Source organism: Stenotrophomonas sp. MYb238 (assembly GCF_009496535.1).
Lineage (GTDB): Bacteria > Pseudomonadota > Gammaproteobacteria > Xanthomonadales > Xanthomonadaceae > Stenotrophomonas.
Genome location: NZ_WIDL01000005.1, coordinates 1 through 14247 on the forward strand (window position 1 = coordinate 1; position 14247 = coordinate 14247).

Consider the following 14247-nt stretch of genomic DNA (forward strand, 5'->3'; position numbering starts at 1 on the left):
TCCGCGGCACGGGGGAGGGGAACGGAGCCACGGGCAGTCCGGCGACGCCGGCCCGTCCGCATGACGGATGGCAGACGGTTCGATGGCCGACGGCGGGTTTTCCGCCAGTCGGGTCGGAAAGGGATGGCCGTGGCCGGCGTGGACGCGGGCAGGCAGGACGGATCTCCGTGGCGGCGGACCGGAATGTCGCGCCGCAACACGGGACGTGGCACGGCGTGGCGACGCCCACCATAGCCACGGAACCGGGCGCGGCGCCAGTCGCAAAAGATCGCGGCCGCATAGCCGGCCGTTATGCATGGCTGCCGGCGTTGCCCATGCCGGGCGTCGTCCGGCATGGGGATTTGCGTGGTTTCAGCGCTGCGGGCGCTTCCAGGCGACGCAGTCCACTTCCACCTTGCAGTCCACCACCATGCGGTTCTCCACGCAGGCGCGCGCCGGCGGGTGTTCGCCGAAGTAATGCTTGAACACGGTGTTGAACGCGTAGAAATCGCGCGCGTCGTCCAGCCATACGCCGCAGCGCACCACGTGCTCGGGGCCGTAGCCGGCCTCGGCGAGGATCGCCAGCACGTTGCCGATGGCCACGTGCGCCTGTTCGGCCACGGTGCCGCCGACCAGTTCGCCGTCGCGCATCGGCACCTGGCCGGAGACGTACAGCCAGCCGTCGGCCTCGACCGCGCGCGAGAACGGCATGTGCTGCCTGCCCTGGCCGACGCCGCCTTCGGCGCCGTAACGTTTGATGTCGCTCATGGATGCTCCTGACTTGGTTTGCGGTAACCAGAGCCCCTCTTCCTGCGGGAGAGGGGTTGGGGTGAGGGTACGGGCGAAGCCTCGCGCGGCCTGATGGTGCGAGGCTTCGCCCGTCCCCTCATCCGCTCCTTCGGGATTGCGGCACACTCCTGTGCTGCACCCTTGGGACGGCTTCGCCGTGCAATCCGGCGATCCTGCCGGGTTGTCTCCCGGAGGGAGAAGGGGATCAGTGGCCCGGCGCGATGAACCGCCCCGGGCGCGCGACCACGTCGTTGCCGTCGTAGGCCAGCTGCCCGTTGACCCACACCGCATCGATGCCCTCGGCCGCGCGGACCGGGTCGTGGAAGCTGGCGGTGTCGCGCACCCGCGCCGGGTCGAACAGCACCAGGTCGGCGCACCCGCCCACGCCGATGAAGCCGCGCGCGCCCAGCGCGAAGCGCGAGGCGGGCAGGCCGGTCATCTTGTGCACGGCGGTGTGCAGCGGGAACAGCGCCTCGTCGCGCGCGTAATGGCCCAGCACGCGCGGGAACGTGCCCCACAGGCGCGGATGCGGGCGCGGATCGCGCGGCAGGCCGTCCGAGCCGATCATGGTCAACGGATGCACCAGGATGCGGCGCACGTCGGCCTCGTCCATGCAGTGGTAGACCGCGCCGGCCGGCTGCAGGCGGATGGCCGCCTCCAGCAGCGGAACGCCCCAGTCGGCGGCGATGTCGGCCAGCAGGCGTCCGCCCTGCGCCGGTTCCGGCTCGGACCAGGTGATCAGGATGTCGTAGGCGTCGGTGACCTGTTTCAGGTCCAGGGTGGACGCGCTGGCGGCGTAGGGATAGCAGTCGCAGGCCACGTCCTGGCTGCCGGATGCGGCGTCCAGGCGGTGCAGCACCTCGCGGCTGCGGCCCCAGTTGTCGATGCCCGCGCACTTCAGGTGCGAGACGCGTACCGCCGCCTGCGGCGCGCGCGCGGCGTCGAAGGCTTCGTCCATGGCCTCGATGATGCCGGCGAACTCGTCGCGCAGATGGGTGGCGTACAACCCGCCGGGCGGCAGTTCCGCCGCCAGTTCGGCCACTTCGCTGGACGGCGCGTGGAACGCCGAGCCGTAGGCCAGGCCGCTGCTCAGGCCCAGCGCGCCCTGCGCCAGGCTCGCGCGCAGCTGCGCGCGCATCGCGGCGATCTCGTCGGCGGTGGCGGCGCGGTCCAGCCGGTCCATGTGGTTCTGGCGCAGCGCGGTATGGCCGACCAGCGCGGCCACGTTCACCGCCGGCCGCGCGGCCTCCACCGCCTGGCGGTAGCTGGCGAAATCGGCGAAGCGGAAATCGCCGGCATCGCCGAGCAGGTTCATCGGGTCCGGCACCTCGCCGCGGATGCGCACCGGGCTGGCGCTGATGCCGCAGTTGCCGACCACCACCGTGGTCACGCCCTGCGACAGCTTGCTGGCCATGTCCGGGTTGCGCAGCACTTCCAGGTCGTCGTGGGTATGCACGTCGATGAAGCCCGGCGCCAGCGCGCGGCCATCGGCGTCGATCACCTGCCGCGCCGCGCCGGGCACCGCGCCGACCGCGACGATGCTGCCGTCGCGGATCGCCACGTCGCCGTGGCGGCCGGCGCGGTCGCCGCCGTCGAGCACCAGCGCATTGCGGATCAGTACGTCGTGCATCGATCAGTCGCCCAGCGGCAGGCGCGAGTCGCCGCCCCGGTAGCGGTCCAGCGCCAGCTTGATGCGGCGCAGGTGCTCGTGGTTGTCGCTGGCGCCGTTGAGCGCGGTGGTGGTGGCCAGCACGTCGATGGCCAGCATCATCGCGTAGCGCGAGGCGGAGGGTTTGAACACGAAATCGGTTTCCTCGATGCTGATCGGCAGCAGCCAGTCGCTGAGGTCGGCCAGCGGCGTGCCGGCGCGGGTGATGGCGCCGACGCGGGCGCCGTAGGTGCGGGCGATCTCCACCGCCGAGGTGACTTCCGGGGTGATGCCGCTGACCGACAGCGCCAGCACCAGGTCCTGCGGGCCGAGGATGGCGGCGGTCATCTTCATCACCACCGCGTCGCTGCAGGCGGTGATCGGCAGGCCGAAGCGCATCAGCCGGTTCTGCAGTTCCTGCGAGAACACGGTGGAGCAGCCGCCGATGCCGAACACGTGGATGCGCCGCGCCTGGCAGACCGCGTCGGCCAGCTGCTGCACCACCTCTTCCTGCAGGTTGGCCAGGTTGTGGCGCAGGCTGGCCTGGATGTCGTCGCAGATCTGCGCGAACAGCGCCGACACCGGCGGCGCGTTCTGCTGTTCTAGGAAGCGCTTGCCGACCGCGCTGGCCGACGCCAGCCGCGCGCGCAGCTCGCGCACGTGCTCGCAGCCCAGGGTCTTGGCGAAGCGCGAGATCGCCGCGGCGCTGACCTCGGCGCGCTCGGCCAGCTCGGTGACGCCGTACTGGGCGGCGGCATCGACGTCGGCGAGGATGGTGGTGGCGATGCGGACCTCGACCGGACTGAATTCGTGCAGCCGTTGGCGCAGTTCGTAGACGATGTCGAACATGATGGGATCTTCGGTTCAGAGCACGGCGGCGAGGGCCGCCACCAGCGCGAGCGCGGTGACGGAGATGAGGGTTTCCAGCACGGTCCAGGTCTTGAAGGTCTGGGCCACGGACATGTTGAAGTATTCCTTCACCAGCCAGAAGCCGCCGTCGTTGACGTGCGACAGCACCACCGAGCCGGCGCCGGTGGCCAGCACCAGCAGTTCCGGGTGCGGGTAGCCCAGGGCGGCGGCGATGGGAGCGACGATGCCCGAGGCGGTGGTCATCGCCACCGTGGCCGAGCCGGTGGCGATGCGCATCAGCGCGGCCATGGTCCAGCCCATCAGCAGCGGCGACAGGTCGAACTGGCGGGACAGGTCGATGATCTGGCTGGCCACGCCGGTATGCACGAGGATGCCGTTGAGGCCGCCGCCGGCGCCGACCAGCAGGGTGATGGCGGCGGTGGGCGCCAGGCATTCCTGCGAGAACTTCAGGATCTGCTCGCGGTTGAAGCCGCGCAGCAGCCCCAGGGTGACGAAGCTCAGCAGCGTGGCCAGCAGCAGCGCCACCACCGAATGGCCGATGAAACGCAGGCCGTGGTTGAGCGGCGAACCGGGCGTGGCGATCTGGTCGGCCCAGCCGCCCAGCAGCATCAACGCCACCGGCAGCAGCAGGGTGGCGATGGTGATGCCGAAACCCGGCAGCTGGTCGTCGGGAATGCGGCCGTGGCCCTCGTCCAGCAGCGCCGCCTCCATCGGGTTGCGCGCCGGCAGCTTGACCCGCGGCGCGACCACCCTGGCGAACAGCGGCCCGGCCAGCGCCGCGGTCGGCAGGCCCACCAGCAGCGCGTAGAACACGGTGCGGCCGACGTCGGCGCCGTAGGCGTGCACGGCCAGCATCGCCGCCGGGTGCGGCGGCACCAGCCCGTGCACCACCGACAGACCGGCGACCATCGGCAGGCCGACCAGCAGCAGCGGCACGCCGGTGCGGCGGGCGACGTTGAGCGCGATCGGGATCAGCAGCACGAAACCGACCTCGAAGAAGATCGGCAGGCCGATGCAGAAGGCGATCAGCATCATCGCCCAGTGCACGTTCTTCGTGCCGAAGCGCGCGATCAGCGTGCGCGCGATGCGCTCGGCGCCGCCGGACTCGGCCATCATCTTGCCGAGCATGGTGCCCAGCGCCACGATCAGCGCGATATGGCCCAGCGTCTTGCCCACGCCCTGCTCGTAGGCGGGCAGGATCTCCGGCGCCGGCATGCCGGCCAGCAGCGCCAGCCCGACCGAGACCAGGGTGACGCTGATGAAGGGATTGAGGCGGTAGCGGGCGATCAGCACGATCAACGCGAGGATCGCCAGCACGGCGTAGATCAGCAGCAGGTGTCCATGGCTCATGCGTACCGGTCCGGGCAGGCGGTCAGAACTGCGTGGAAACGGCGTCGACCACGGCGTGGTCGTCGTCGACCACCAGCAGGTGGCGCCACTTGTCGAAGGTCAGGCACGGGTGGGAGATGTCGAAGCACAGCATGTCGCCCACGCGCAGGTCGTCGCCGGCCCGCACCTGCAGGAAGGCGTGCTGGTCCATCATCGCCGTCACCTGCCAGTGCGCGGCGGCGTCGGCCGGAGCAGCGTCGCCCGGCCGGTAATGCAGCGCCGGCACCGGGAAGCCGGCATCGAACGCGGCGTCGCGCTTGCCCAGTCCGACGATGGCCTTGTCCGGCTCCGGCCGCGACTGCACGTAGGCCCACAGCCGCAGCGCCGGCTGCAGGCTGGTGCCCATCTGCCGCGCGACCGGGTTGCCTGCATGGATGCGGGTGGCGGCCTGGCGGTAGGCGCCGACGTCGTGGGTGAGGTAGCAGCCCGGGCGCAGCACGATCTCGGCCGCGACGTCGCCGGACAGCGCGGCGAATTCCTCGGCGACCACGTCGAACCACGCCGAGCCGGCGCCGGTCAGCAGCGCCGGCACGCGGGCGAAGGCGCGGCCGTCGCGCAGGCGCTGGAAGGTCTCCACGCTGCGGCGCAGGACCGCGCGCACGCCGGCCTCGTCGCCCGCCACGCCTTCGTAGACTTCCACGCCGGCCAGCCGCAGCGCCTGCGGCCACCGCGCCACGGCCTCGACCACCGCCTGCGCCTGCGCGTCGTCGCGCACGCCGGTGCGGCCGCCGGCAATGCCGATTTCCAGCAGCACGTCCAGGCGCAGCCCGCGCGCGTGGAACCAGCGGCCCAGCGCATCGGCGTTGTCGGCCGAGTCCACCAGGCAGAACACCTCGGTGTCGCCGGCGTCCAGCAGGTCGGCGACGATGGCCATGTTGGCCGGGCCGACCAGCTGGTTGGCGATCAGGATGCGGCGCGCGCCGGCCAGCCACGCCTCGCGCGCCTGCGGCGCGGTGGCCACGGTGATGCCCCAGGCGCCGGCGTCGAGCTGCAGGCGGAACAGTTCCGGGCTCATCGTGGTCTTGCCGTGCGGCGCCAGCTGCACGCCGTAGGCGGCGACGAAGCGGCGCATCCATTCCAGGTTGTGCAGCAGCGCCGAGCGCAGCAGGACGGCGGCAGGCAGGCTCACCTGTTCGCGCAGGATGGACCAGCCCTGGCGGCCGGCGTCCGTCGTCGACAGCGCGCCGTCGCTGGCGCCCAGGCCCTTGCCCCGGAGCAGGGCGGGCGCGTCGTGAAATAGTTTTTTATCCATGCCGGATCACTTCGATGATGTCCCCGTATTCCCCGCTGGAGAGGTGTCTATGTAGCAGATAAGTGGCGTCATGAAAAATATTTTCGCATATTGTTGCAGGGCAGCATGGCGAATCGGGCGCGCTGTCCTGAATACAGTCGCCGGTGAAACGGTTCATGTCGTCGTCGAGTCGCTAGAATCGGGCATTCAGCCACAGCAAGTCCCGTCGATGTCCAAAGAAGATTTCAAGCAGGCCGCCCTCGACTACCACCGCATGTCGCCGCCGGGGAAGATCCGGGTCGCCGCCACCAAGCCGATGCTCACCCAGCGCGACCTGTCGCTGGCGTACTCGCCCGGCGTGGCCTATGCCTGCGAAGCGATCGTCGCCGATCCGGCCGCGGCCAGCGAGCTGACCGCGCGCGGCAACCTGGTGGCGGTGATCTCCAATGGCACCGCGGTGCTGGGCCTGGGCAACATCGGCCCGCTGGCCGGCAAGCCGGTCATGGAAGGCAAGGGCGTGCTGTTCCAGAAGTTCGCCGGCATCGACGTGTTCGACATCGAGGTGGACGAGAACGACCCAGACAAGCTGGTCGACATCATCGCCTCGCTGGAGCCGACCTTCGGCGGCATCAACCTGGAGGACATCAAGGCGCCGGAATGCTTCGTGGTCGAGCGCAAGCTGCGCGAGCGCATGAACATCCCGGTGTTCCACGACGACCAGCACGGCACCGCGATCATCGTCGGCGCGGCCATCCTCAACGCGCTGGACATCACCGGCAAGAAGATCGGGCAGGTCAAGGTCGCCACCACCGGCATGGGCGCGGCCGGCATTTCCTGCGTGAACATGCTGGTGGAACTGGGCGTCAGCCCGGAGAACGTGCTGGCCTTCGACCGCGACGGCGTGATCTACAAGGGCCGCGAAGGGCTGGACCCGGAGAAGGCGCGCTACGCGCGCGATACCGACAAGCGCACCCTGGCCGAGATCGTCGAGGGCGCGGACATCTTCCTGGGCCTGTCGGCCCCGGGCATCCTCACCGCCGAGATGGTCAAGACCATGGCGCCGGACCCGGTGATCTTCGCCCTGGCCAACCCGACCCCGGAAATCATGCCGGAACTGGCGCGCGCCGCGCGCCCGGACGCGATCATCGGCACCGGCCGTTCGGACTACCCGAACCAGGTCAACAACGCGCTGTGCTTCCCGTACCTGTTCCGCGGCGCGCTCGACGTCGGCGCCACCGGCATCAACGAGGCGATGAAGGTCGCCTGCGTGCGCGCCATCGCCGCGCTGGCCCGCAAGGAGGCCTCCGACCTCGGCGCGGCCTACGGCGGCGACACCCCGAGCTTCGGCCGCGACTACCTGATCCCGCGCCCGTTCGACCGCCGCCTGCTGGTGGAGCTGTCCTCGGCCGTGGCCCAGGCGGCGATGGATTCGGGCGTGGCCACGCGGCCGATCGACGACATGGCGGCGTACCGGCAGAAGCTGGCGCAGTTCGTCTACCGCACCAGCCTGTTCATGAAGCCGGTCTACGACCAGGCGCGCGCGGACAAGCAGCGCGTGGTCTACGCCGAGGGCGAGGAGGAAGTGGTGCTGCGCGCGGTGCAGAACGTGATCGACGAGGGCGTGGCCTTGCCGATCCTGATCGGCCGCCCGGACGTGATCGAATCGCGCGTCGAGCGCCTGGGCCTGCGCATGAAGCCCGGCGTGGACTTCGAGATCACCAACATCAACGACGACCCGCGCTTCAACGACTACTGGCAGTACTACCACGGCCTGACCGGGCGCAAGGGCGTCACCGTTGCTGCGGCCAAGAACCTGCTGCGCTCGCGGCCGACCCTGATCGCCGCGGTGATGGTGGCCCGCGGCGAGGCCGACGCCATGCTCAGCGGCGTGGTCGGCCGCTTCCACAAGAAGCTCGGCTACGTGCGCAGCGTGATCCCGCTGGAGCCGCGCGTGAGTTCCACCTCGGCGATGACCGGCGTGATCAATTCGCAGGGCGTGTTCTTCTTCGTCGATACCCACGTGCAGGAAGACCCGAGCGTGGAGCAGATCGTCGAATCCACGCTGCAGGCGGCCTACCGCATGAAGCTGTTCGGCATCGAGCCGAAGGTGGCGCTGCTGTCGCATTCCAACTTCGGCAGCCACGACTCCAAGGACGCGCTGAAGATGCGCCAGGTGCGCGAGCAGCTGCTCAAGCGCAACCCGCGCCTGAACGTGGACGGCGAGATGCAGGGCGACACCGCCTGGGACGAGGCGCTGCGCGAGAAGCTGCTGCCCAACAGCACGCTCAAGGGCCGCGCCAACCTGTTCGTGCTGCCCAACCTGGAAGCGGCCAACATCGCCTACAACCTGGTGCGGGTGTTCACCGACGGCGTGGCGATCGGCCCGATCCTGATGGGCATCTCCAAGCCGGTGCACATCCTCACCAGCAGCGCCAGCTCGCGCCGCGTGCTGAACATGACCGCCATCGCCGCGGTCGATGCGCAGATCCGCAAGCAGATGGACGCCGAACGCGGCGCCTGAGCAGCGCTTCCGCGGCAACAACGACAAGGCCGGCATATGCCGGCCTTGTCGCATCCATGGGGCGTGGTTGCCAGCGCCGGACGGACCGGCGCCGGATCAGGCGAGGATGCCCAGCACCACCGCGCGTACCGCCGCGGCCGTGCGGTTGCCGACGTCGAGCTTGGTCATGGCGTTGTTGAGGTGGAAGTTGACCGTGCGCTCGGTGATGTTGAGGCGGGCGGCGATCTGGCGGTTGGTGTGGCCCTCGGCGACCCAGCGCAGAATTTCGATCTCGCGTTCGCTCATGGCCTCGCGCGAGGTCGCACGCCAGCGCGCGAGCATCTCCCGCGCCAGTCCGTGATGGGCGACCTGACCCAGCCAGAGCAGTTGCGGCCACTTGGCGCGCAGTTCCTGCGCACCCAGTTTTTCCCCGCCGCGGGTCACCGTTAGCATGCCGCGCACGCTGTTGGCCGCCAGCGCCGGCAGCGACACGCCGCAGGCGATGTCGTGCAGGCGGGCGTCCTCCCAGAACGCGGCGGCCGGATCGAGCGGATCGTCGGAATTGGACCACGCGAAGGGATCGAGCGATGCCGCGCCCTGGCGGACCGTGGGATCGACCTGGAGATAGGCATTGTCCTGGTAGCGCTTCTGCCAGGCTCCCGGGTAGTCGTTGAGCATCACGATCTCCGGCTGCGCCAGCGGCAACGGCGCGCGCATGCCATAGGCGCAGTGTTCGAAGCCCAGCGCACGCACCAGCCCGGCAACCGTGCCGAACAGGTCGTCCTGTCCGCCGGGCGCCAGCAGCGCATTGAGTTGGTCTTCCCGCCACGCTTCCATTTCCCACCCTCGATGAAATGTGACCCTGGTCCAGCGGTACTGTCAGCACTGACAGTTTCCAGCGCATGTACCGGGCATCTAGATTGGGCAACCCAACCGTCCGGCGCAGTCCATCACTGCTGCCTGCACTGCCAAAGGCCGCATGATAATGACTGACGACGATGGTTACATCCGCCTTCCGCGCCGGGCGCTGGACCAGATCCGGCTCGTGCACCTGGTGTCGGGGCTGGACGAGGAGGAGCGCACCGGCGCCATGGGCGCGGTCCACTCGGACATCAGCGGTTATACCGAATGGGCCACGACCTCCGCGCCGGCCGTCTCGGTGGGCTGGGACTGGCATATCGATACCCTGTCCCGCCCGGTGTCCGCCGCATGCCGGGACACCCCGCGCAGCAACGTGATGCTGGTGGATGAACAGGGCAGGGACATCGGCCCGGACCACACCGCCCGCTGCCTGCAGCGGCTGGTCGAGGCGCTGGAATGGAAGCCGGTGGTGCTGGACGCCATCGGTTTCCGCTGACGTCCGGCCCGGAGGTGGGCAGCCCCCCTCCGGTTCGCGAGCGGGTCGTACGGGAGCATGCCCTCCTGCGCCCGGGTGCTCGGTGACCTGTCAATCCTGACAGTTATCAGGCCTGTACCGCATTGCAAGACTCATTCCCCATCCATCAGGAACAGGGGAATGCGTCATGGAATTCATCCTTGCCAGTGCGAACAATCTGTCGCCGTTGCTGAACGAGGCGCTGGGCCAGTACCGCTACCGGGTCTTCATCGAAACGCTGGGCTGGCAGATGGACACGCCGCCGGGAATCGAACGCGACAGCTTCGACCGGCCGGAAACGGTGCACGTGATCGTGCGCGACGAACAGCACGACATCGTCGGCTACGCGCGCCTGCTGCCGACCACCGGACCCTACCTGCTGGGCGAGATGTTCCCGCAGCTGATGAACGGCCAGCCGCCGCCACGCTCGGAAGAAGTGTGGGAACTGTCGCGCTTCGCGGTGATGGACCTGCGGGGCGCGCGGACCGGCATTTCCACGCTGCGGCCCTCCGCGCTGGCGGTGGACATCCTGCAGCTCGCCGCCGACTACGTGGAAAAGCAGGGAGGGAAACGGCTCATCACGGTCTCGCCGCTGGCGATGGAGCGGTTGCTGCGCCGGACCGGCTTCCATGTCCACCGCGCCGCGCCGCCGGTGATGATCGAAGGCCATCCCACCTTCGCCTGCTGGATCGAACTGGCCGGGCGGCCGGCCCGCGAATCGCGGGAAAACGACCAGACCTGTCAATTCTGACAGTTACGGGAAGCGGGGCATCTCGGGTGAAATCCACGTGAGGCCGGAGAGCCTCCGAGAGGCAGGAGAGGGGGCCGCCCTCTCGATCGGCGGGACGCCATGCGGAGGGAACAGGGAGGTTGCTGGCGGGAAGGGGTCCCGCTTTCGCGCGCAGTCGCCGCGCCCCTCCGTGTTCGCTGTTCATATCGGGAGATGAGGCATGTTCAAGAAGAGTTCGGACCACGGCGGCAGGCACGGCGTCTCCGATCCGCTGCGGCTGCAGTTCCTGGCAGGTCTCTTCGTCGGTACCGTGGTTGGCATCGGCGTGGGCGGGCTGCTGGGCATCCTGTCCTGAAACGGGCGGCCGACGCCGGCGGCGTCGACGTTCCGCTCCGCCGGAGCCGGGGATGTCCCGGTTCCGGCATGCGCCTGCCCGCTGGCATGGCTTCGCGGCAGTGGACGCGGCGGCGTGATCCCGCCGCGCCTGGTTACTCGAAGGACTTGGTGAAGGTCAGGTAGTAGCCGCGGCCCAGCGCGTTGTGCAGCGAGGAGTAGAAGCCCAGGCTGCGGCCGGACAGCGGCGGCTCGCGGTCGGCGACGTTGCGCACGGTCAGGCGCACGCTGCTGTCGGCCAGCAGGCCGCCTGCCTCGCCGAAGCGGCGCTCCAGCCACAGGTTGGTGGTGGTCCAGGCCGGGATCCGGTACAGGGTGCCGTCGGCCAGCTGCGCGTCGCTCGAATCGAACGCGCCGACGCGGCGCACGAAGGTGCCCACGCTCCAGTCGCGGTAGCGCCAGCTGGCGCTGAACGAGGCGCGCCATTCCGGGGTGCCGTTGATGCCGAGCAGGTTGCCGGCGCTGCGGATGGTGAAGCCGCCGTCGATCAGGCCGGACTGCTGCGCCTGCTCGATCATGCTCTCCAGGTCGGAGGGCATCTGCGTCTGCTCGATCAGCCGGCTGGCGTCGAGGCTGGCATTGAAGGTGCCGAGACGGTCGCTGCGCAGCCGCCAGGACAGGCCGAAGTCGATGCCGCGGGTCAGGCGCGGCAGCCGGTTGGTGTACTGGTCGCGCACCTGCAGCACGTTGCCGACCGCTTCCAGCCCGGTGCCGGCGAAGTTTTCCTGCTTGGCGTCGTCGGGCGCCTCGCGCAGGACGTTGGGGTTGTACGAGCCCTGCATGCGCAGCAGGTAGTCCAGCGCCAGGTGGGTCTGTTCGCCGGTGACGGCGATCATGTCCTCCTGCTTGATGGACCAGTAGTCCATGGTGAAGGTGAACTGTCCTGCCGTGCGCGGCAGGAAGCGGGGCTGGAACACCATGCCCGCCGACCACGCCTCGGAGGTTTCCGGCTTCAGGTCGAGGTTGCCCTCGCGCACTGCCTGGGTGCTGTAGGACTTGCCGCACTGGCTGAAGCTGGCGATGCGGCCGGCGCGCAGGTCGGCCTCGCACTGGTAGTAGTCCAGCCGGCTGTTGCTGACCACCGTGCCGTCCGTATACATCTGCAGGATGTTGGGGGCCAGGAAACTGGTGGACCAGTTGCCGCGCAGCATGAAGCCGTCGAACACGTCCCATGCCAGCGCGACCTTCGGGTTGGAGACGTTGCCGAAATCGGAATAGTGCTCCCAGCGTCCGGCGATCTGCAGATCCAGCGAGCGGACCAGCGGGATCCCCATTTCCGGCTTCACCAGCGGCACGGCGAACTCGACATAGGCCGAGGCCACGTTGCGGTCGCCGCTGGTGTTGCCGGCCGGGCTGGCGCCCAGCACGTCGGAGGTGATGTCCCCGGTCAGCGGATTGGTGTAGGTGACGCCGCCGTTCATGCGCTCGTCGCGCTCGTCGGCCAGCGTCTCGCGCCGCCACTCGGCGCCGAAGGACAGGCCCACGTCGCCGGCGGGCAGGGCGAACAGCTGTTCGCGGGTGAAGCGCGTATCCACCTGGAACAGCGAGGCGGTGGCGCGGCGCTTCACCGGGACCAGGAAGCTTGCGATGGTGGCCGGGTCGTTGGGCGCATTGCCGGGCGCCGACCAGTCCTGCAGATTGCCGCCGCCGAACGGGTTGTAGGCGCCGGGATCGTTGCGCGCCAGCGCCTGCGCGAACAGGGTGTTGCTGATCGAGCCGTGCTGGGTATCCAGGGTGGTGGCGCGCGAGTACAGCACCGCGCTTTCCCAGTCGAATCCGGCGAGCATGCCGCGCACGCCGCCCATGACGCGGTAGGAATCGTCGTCGACGGTGTACGGGCGCGTGGTCTCGGTGGCGCGGTAGTTGCTGATGCGCAGGTCCACGCCCTCGTCGGCGACGTTCAGGCCGGGCAGGCGGTTGGGGTTGAGCGAGCCGTCGGCCAGGTACTTCGCGCCGAACGGGTTCCAGTAGTTGGACGCGGGCACGATGATCGGCGCGGCGGCGAGCGAGGCGGCCTGTTCGCGCATGCCTTCGTACCTGGACTGGTAATAGTTCAGTTCGCCGAAGGCGACGAAGTTGTCGTCGATGTCGTGTTCGATGGTGCCGAACAGGTTGTTGCGGTCCAGCCCGCCCATCAGGTAGCGCTGCGAGTTGGCGTTGAAGCGTAGCGGCCGGTCGATGGCGGTGCTCTGCGCGCCGGTCTGGATGCAGACGTCGTCATTGAGCGCGGTGACGCAGCCGTTGGCGATGGGCTCGATGTGGAAGCTGCCGCTGCTGTTGGTGATGTTCCTGCCGTTCTGCTTGACCTGGCGGCCGTTGACGGCCTGGAACACGCCCCATGCGCTGGAGGTGGAACGGTCGTCGAAGGCGGTCATGCCTTCCCACGGCGTGCCAACCATGAAATCCATGTGGTTCTGGTCGGCCGAATAGTCGCGTTCGGAGGCCTCCATCACGCTGCGGTAGGTGTGTCCGCCGAGCACGGTGACGCGGGTGCGGCCATCGTTGAACCAGTGTCCGGCCTTGACGTTGATGTTGCCCTGGCGGAAGTCCGTGCCTTCCGAGCCGCCGTACTGGCCCTGGACCTTCAGGCCCTGGAAATGCGTGTCCATCACCACGTTCATCACGCCGGCCACGGCGTCGGAGCCGTACAGCGCGGAGGCGCCGCCCAGCAGCGTTTCCATGCGCTTGACGCCGTACAGCGGAATGGCATTGATGTTGGCGGTCTGCCGCGGCACGTAGTTCTCGGTCTGGGTGCCGGGGTGGTTGACCATGCGCCGGCCGTTGACCAGCAGCAGGGTGTTGCCGGTGCCGAGATTGCGCAGGTTGACCGAGCCCACGTCGCCGCGCGCGGCGTTGAGGTTCGAGGAGGTATCGGTGTTGTCGAACATCATGTCGCCCACTTGCGGCAGGCTCTGCAGCAGGTCCTCGCCGGACACCGCGCCGGTGGCCTGGATGTCTTCCTCGGAGATGGTGTTGACCGGCAGCATGCCGGTCTGGCTGTTGCCGGCGAAGCGGCTGCCGACCACGACCACGCCATCGAGCGTGGTGGCCTTGGCTTGCTGCGGATCGTTGCCGGCTTCCGCCGGCGGCGGCGCCTGTTCCTGCGCGGCCGCCGCGTCCATGGCGATGGCCGATGCGAGCATGAGGCTCAGGATCGAAAGTGCCGGTTGCGGTTTCATCGTGCGTTTCCCCTTGCATGGACGCGGAAGACATCCGCATGCCCGGATGGTAGCCACGGATGCACGCGCGCAGACTTTCCGTTCCGTCGGTCGGGCATAGCTTGCGGCTATTGCGTGGATGCGTTCGCCTGCGCGCGATCTGCATCGCGCAGACGCGCCGATGC

General features: G+C 69.1%; 11 protein-coding genes. 4 read left to right on the top strand and 7 right to left on the bottom strand.

All coding sequences use genetic code 11. From position 1 onward, the window contains the following. Positions 1–351 precede the first annotated feature (351 nt). The 5 genes from CQ393_RS04630 to CQ393_RS04650 form a co-directional block, all read right to left on the bottom strand. Complete coding sequence (locus CQ393_RS04630; protein ID WP_153190464.1) at positions 352–747, bottom strand: RidA family protein; 396 nt, start codon at positions 745–747, stop codon at positions 352–354. A 226-nt stretch (positions 748–973) separates the two neighbouring features. Further along, complete coding sequence (locus CQ393_RS04635) at positions 974–2398, bottom strand: D-aminoacylase (protein WP_153190465.1); 1425 nt, start codon at positions 2396–2398, stop codon at positions 974–976. A gap of 3 nt (positions 2399–2401) precedes the next feature. Next, positions 2402–3265 carry a MurR/RpiR family transcriptional regulator gene (locus CQ393_RS04640; RefSeq protein ID WP_153190466.1) on the bottom strand — a complete coding sequence of 288 codons (864 nt, stop codon included), beginning with the start codon at positions 3263–3265 and terminating at the stop codon, positions 2402–2404. Between the two features lie 15 nt (positions 3266–3280). Then, positions 3281–4636, bottom strand: coding sequence for a gluconate:H+ symporter (locus CQ393_RS04645; RefSeq protein ID WP_153190467.1), 1356 nt, complete (start codon positions 4634–4636; stop codon positions 3281–3283). 22 nt (positions 4637–4658) lie between these two features. Then, positions 4659–5927 (bottom strand): amino acid deaminase, encoded by a 1269-nt coding sequence (locus CQ393_RS04650; protein ID WP_153190468.1) that lies wholly within the window; start codon positions 5925–5927, stop codon positions 4659–4661. A 208-nt stretch (positions 5928–6135) separates the two neighbouring features. Between CQ393_RS04650 and CQ393_RS04655 the strand changes: the two genes are divergently transcribed. Continuing rightward, positions 6136–8427 carry an NADP-dependent malic enzyme gene (locus tag CQ393_RS04655; RefSeq protein WP_153190469.1) on the top strand — a complete coding sequence of 764 codons (2292 nt, stop codon included), beginning with the start codon at positions 6136–6138 and terminating at the stop codon, positions 8425–8427. A gap of 96 nt (positions 8428–8523) precedes the next feature. On the opposite strand, the gene CQ393_RS04660 is transcribed toward CQ393_RS04655, so the two are convergent. Further along, on the bottom strand, positions 8524–9243 hold the full coding sequence (locus tag CQ393_RS04660) for a LuxR family transcriptional regulator (protein ID WP_153190470.1): 720 nt from the start codon (positions 9241–9243) through the stop codon (positions 8524–8526). 148 nt (positions 9244–9391) lie between these two features. On the opposite strand from CQ393_RS04660, the gene CQ393_RS04665 reads away from it, so the two are divergent. From CQ393_RS04665 to CQ393_RS18345, 3 genes are all read left to right on the top strand, one after another. Then, positions 9392–9763: a DUF4902 domain-containing protein gene (locus CQ393_RS04665; protein WP_194269593.1), complete on the top strand. Its 372-nt coding sequence runs from the start codon at positions 9392–9394 to the stop codon at positions 9761–9763. A gap of 166 nt (positions 9764–9929) precedes the next feature. Next, the gene (locus tag CQ393_RS04670; protein WP_153190472.1) at positions 9930–10532 is read left to right on the top strand and encodes an acyl-homoserine-lactone synthase; all 603 of its coding nucleotides are present in this window, start codon (positions 9930–9932) and stop codon (positions 10530–10532) included. A 199-nt stretch (positions 10533–10731) separates the two neighbouring features. Then, entirely contained in the window at positions 10732–10866 is a 135-nt protein-coding gene (locus tag CQ393_RS18345) for a hypothetical protein (protein WP_265588068.1), read from the top strand. Between the two features lie 133 nt (positions 10867–10999). On the opposite strand, the gene CQ393_RS04675 is transcribed toward CQ393_RS18345, so the two are convergent. Beyond that, positions 11000–14083 (bottom strand): TonB-dependent receptor, encoded by a 3084-nt coding sequence (locus CQ393_RS04675; RefSeq protein WP_153190473.1) that lies wholly within the window; start codon positions 14081–14083, stop codon positions 11000–11002. Positions 14084–14247: the final 164 nt, after the last annotated feature.

Bases quoted from the DNA above. Each gene is read 5' to 3' on its own strand.
- CQ393_RS04635 (WP_153190465.1), bottom strand. From the start codon at position 2,398: ATGCACGACGTACTGATCCGCAATGCGCTGGTGCTCGACGGCGGCGAC.
- CQ393_RS04675 (WP_153190473.1), bottom strand. From the start codon at position 14,083: ATGAAACCGCAACCGGCACTTTCGATCCTGAGCCTCATGCTCGCATCG.
- CQ393_RS18345 (WP_265588068.1), top strand. From the start codon at position 10,732: ATGTTCAAGAAGAGTTCGGACCACGGCGGCAGGCACGGCGTCTCCGAT.
- CQ393_RS04670 (WP_153190472.1), top strand. From the start codon at position 9,930: ATGGAATTCATCCTTGCCAGTGCGAACAATCTGTCGCCGTTGCTGAAC.
- CQ393_RS04645 (WP_153190467.1), bottom strand. From the start codon at position 4,636: ATGAGCCATGGACACCTGCTGCTGATCTACGCCGTGCTGGCGATCCTC.
- CQ393_RS04630 (WP_153190464.1), bottom strand. From the start codon at position 747: ATGAGCGACATCAAACGTTACGGCGCCGAAGGCGGCGTCGGCCAGGGC.
- CQ393_RS04655 (WP_153190469.1), top strand. From the start codon at position 6,136: ATGTCCAAAGAAGATTTCAAGCAGGCCGCCCTCGACTACCACCGCATG.
- CQ393_RS04640 (WP_153190466.1), bottom strand. From the start codon at position 3,265: ATGTTCGACATCGTCTACGAACTGCGCCAACGGCTGCACGAATTCAGT.
- CQ393_RS04665 (WP_194269593.1), top strand. From the start codon at position 9,392: ATGACTGACGACGATGGTTACATCCGCCTTCCGCGCCGGGCGCTGGAC.
- CQ393_RS04660 (WP_153190470.1), bottom strand. From the start codon at position 9,243: ATGGAAGCGTGGCGGGAAGACCAACTCAATGCGCTGCTGGCGCCCGGC.
- CQ393_RS04650 (WP_153190468.1), bottom strand. From the start codon at position 5,927: ATGGATAAAAAACTATTTCACGACGCGCCCGCCCTGCTCCGGGGCAAG.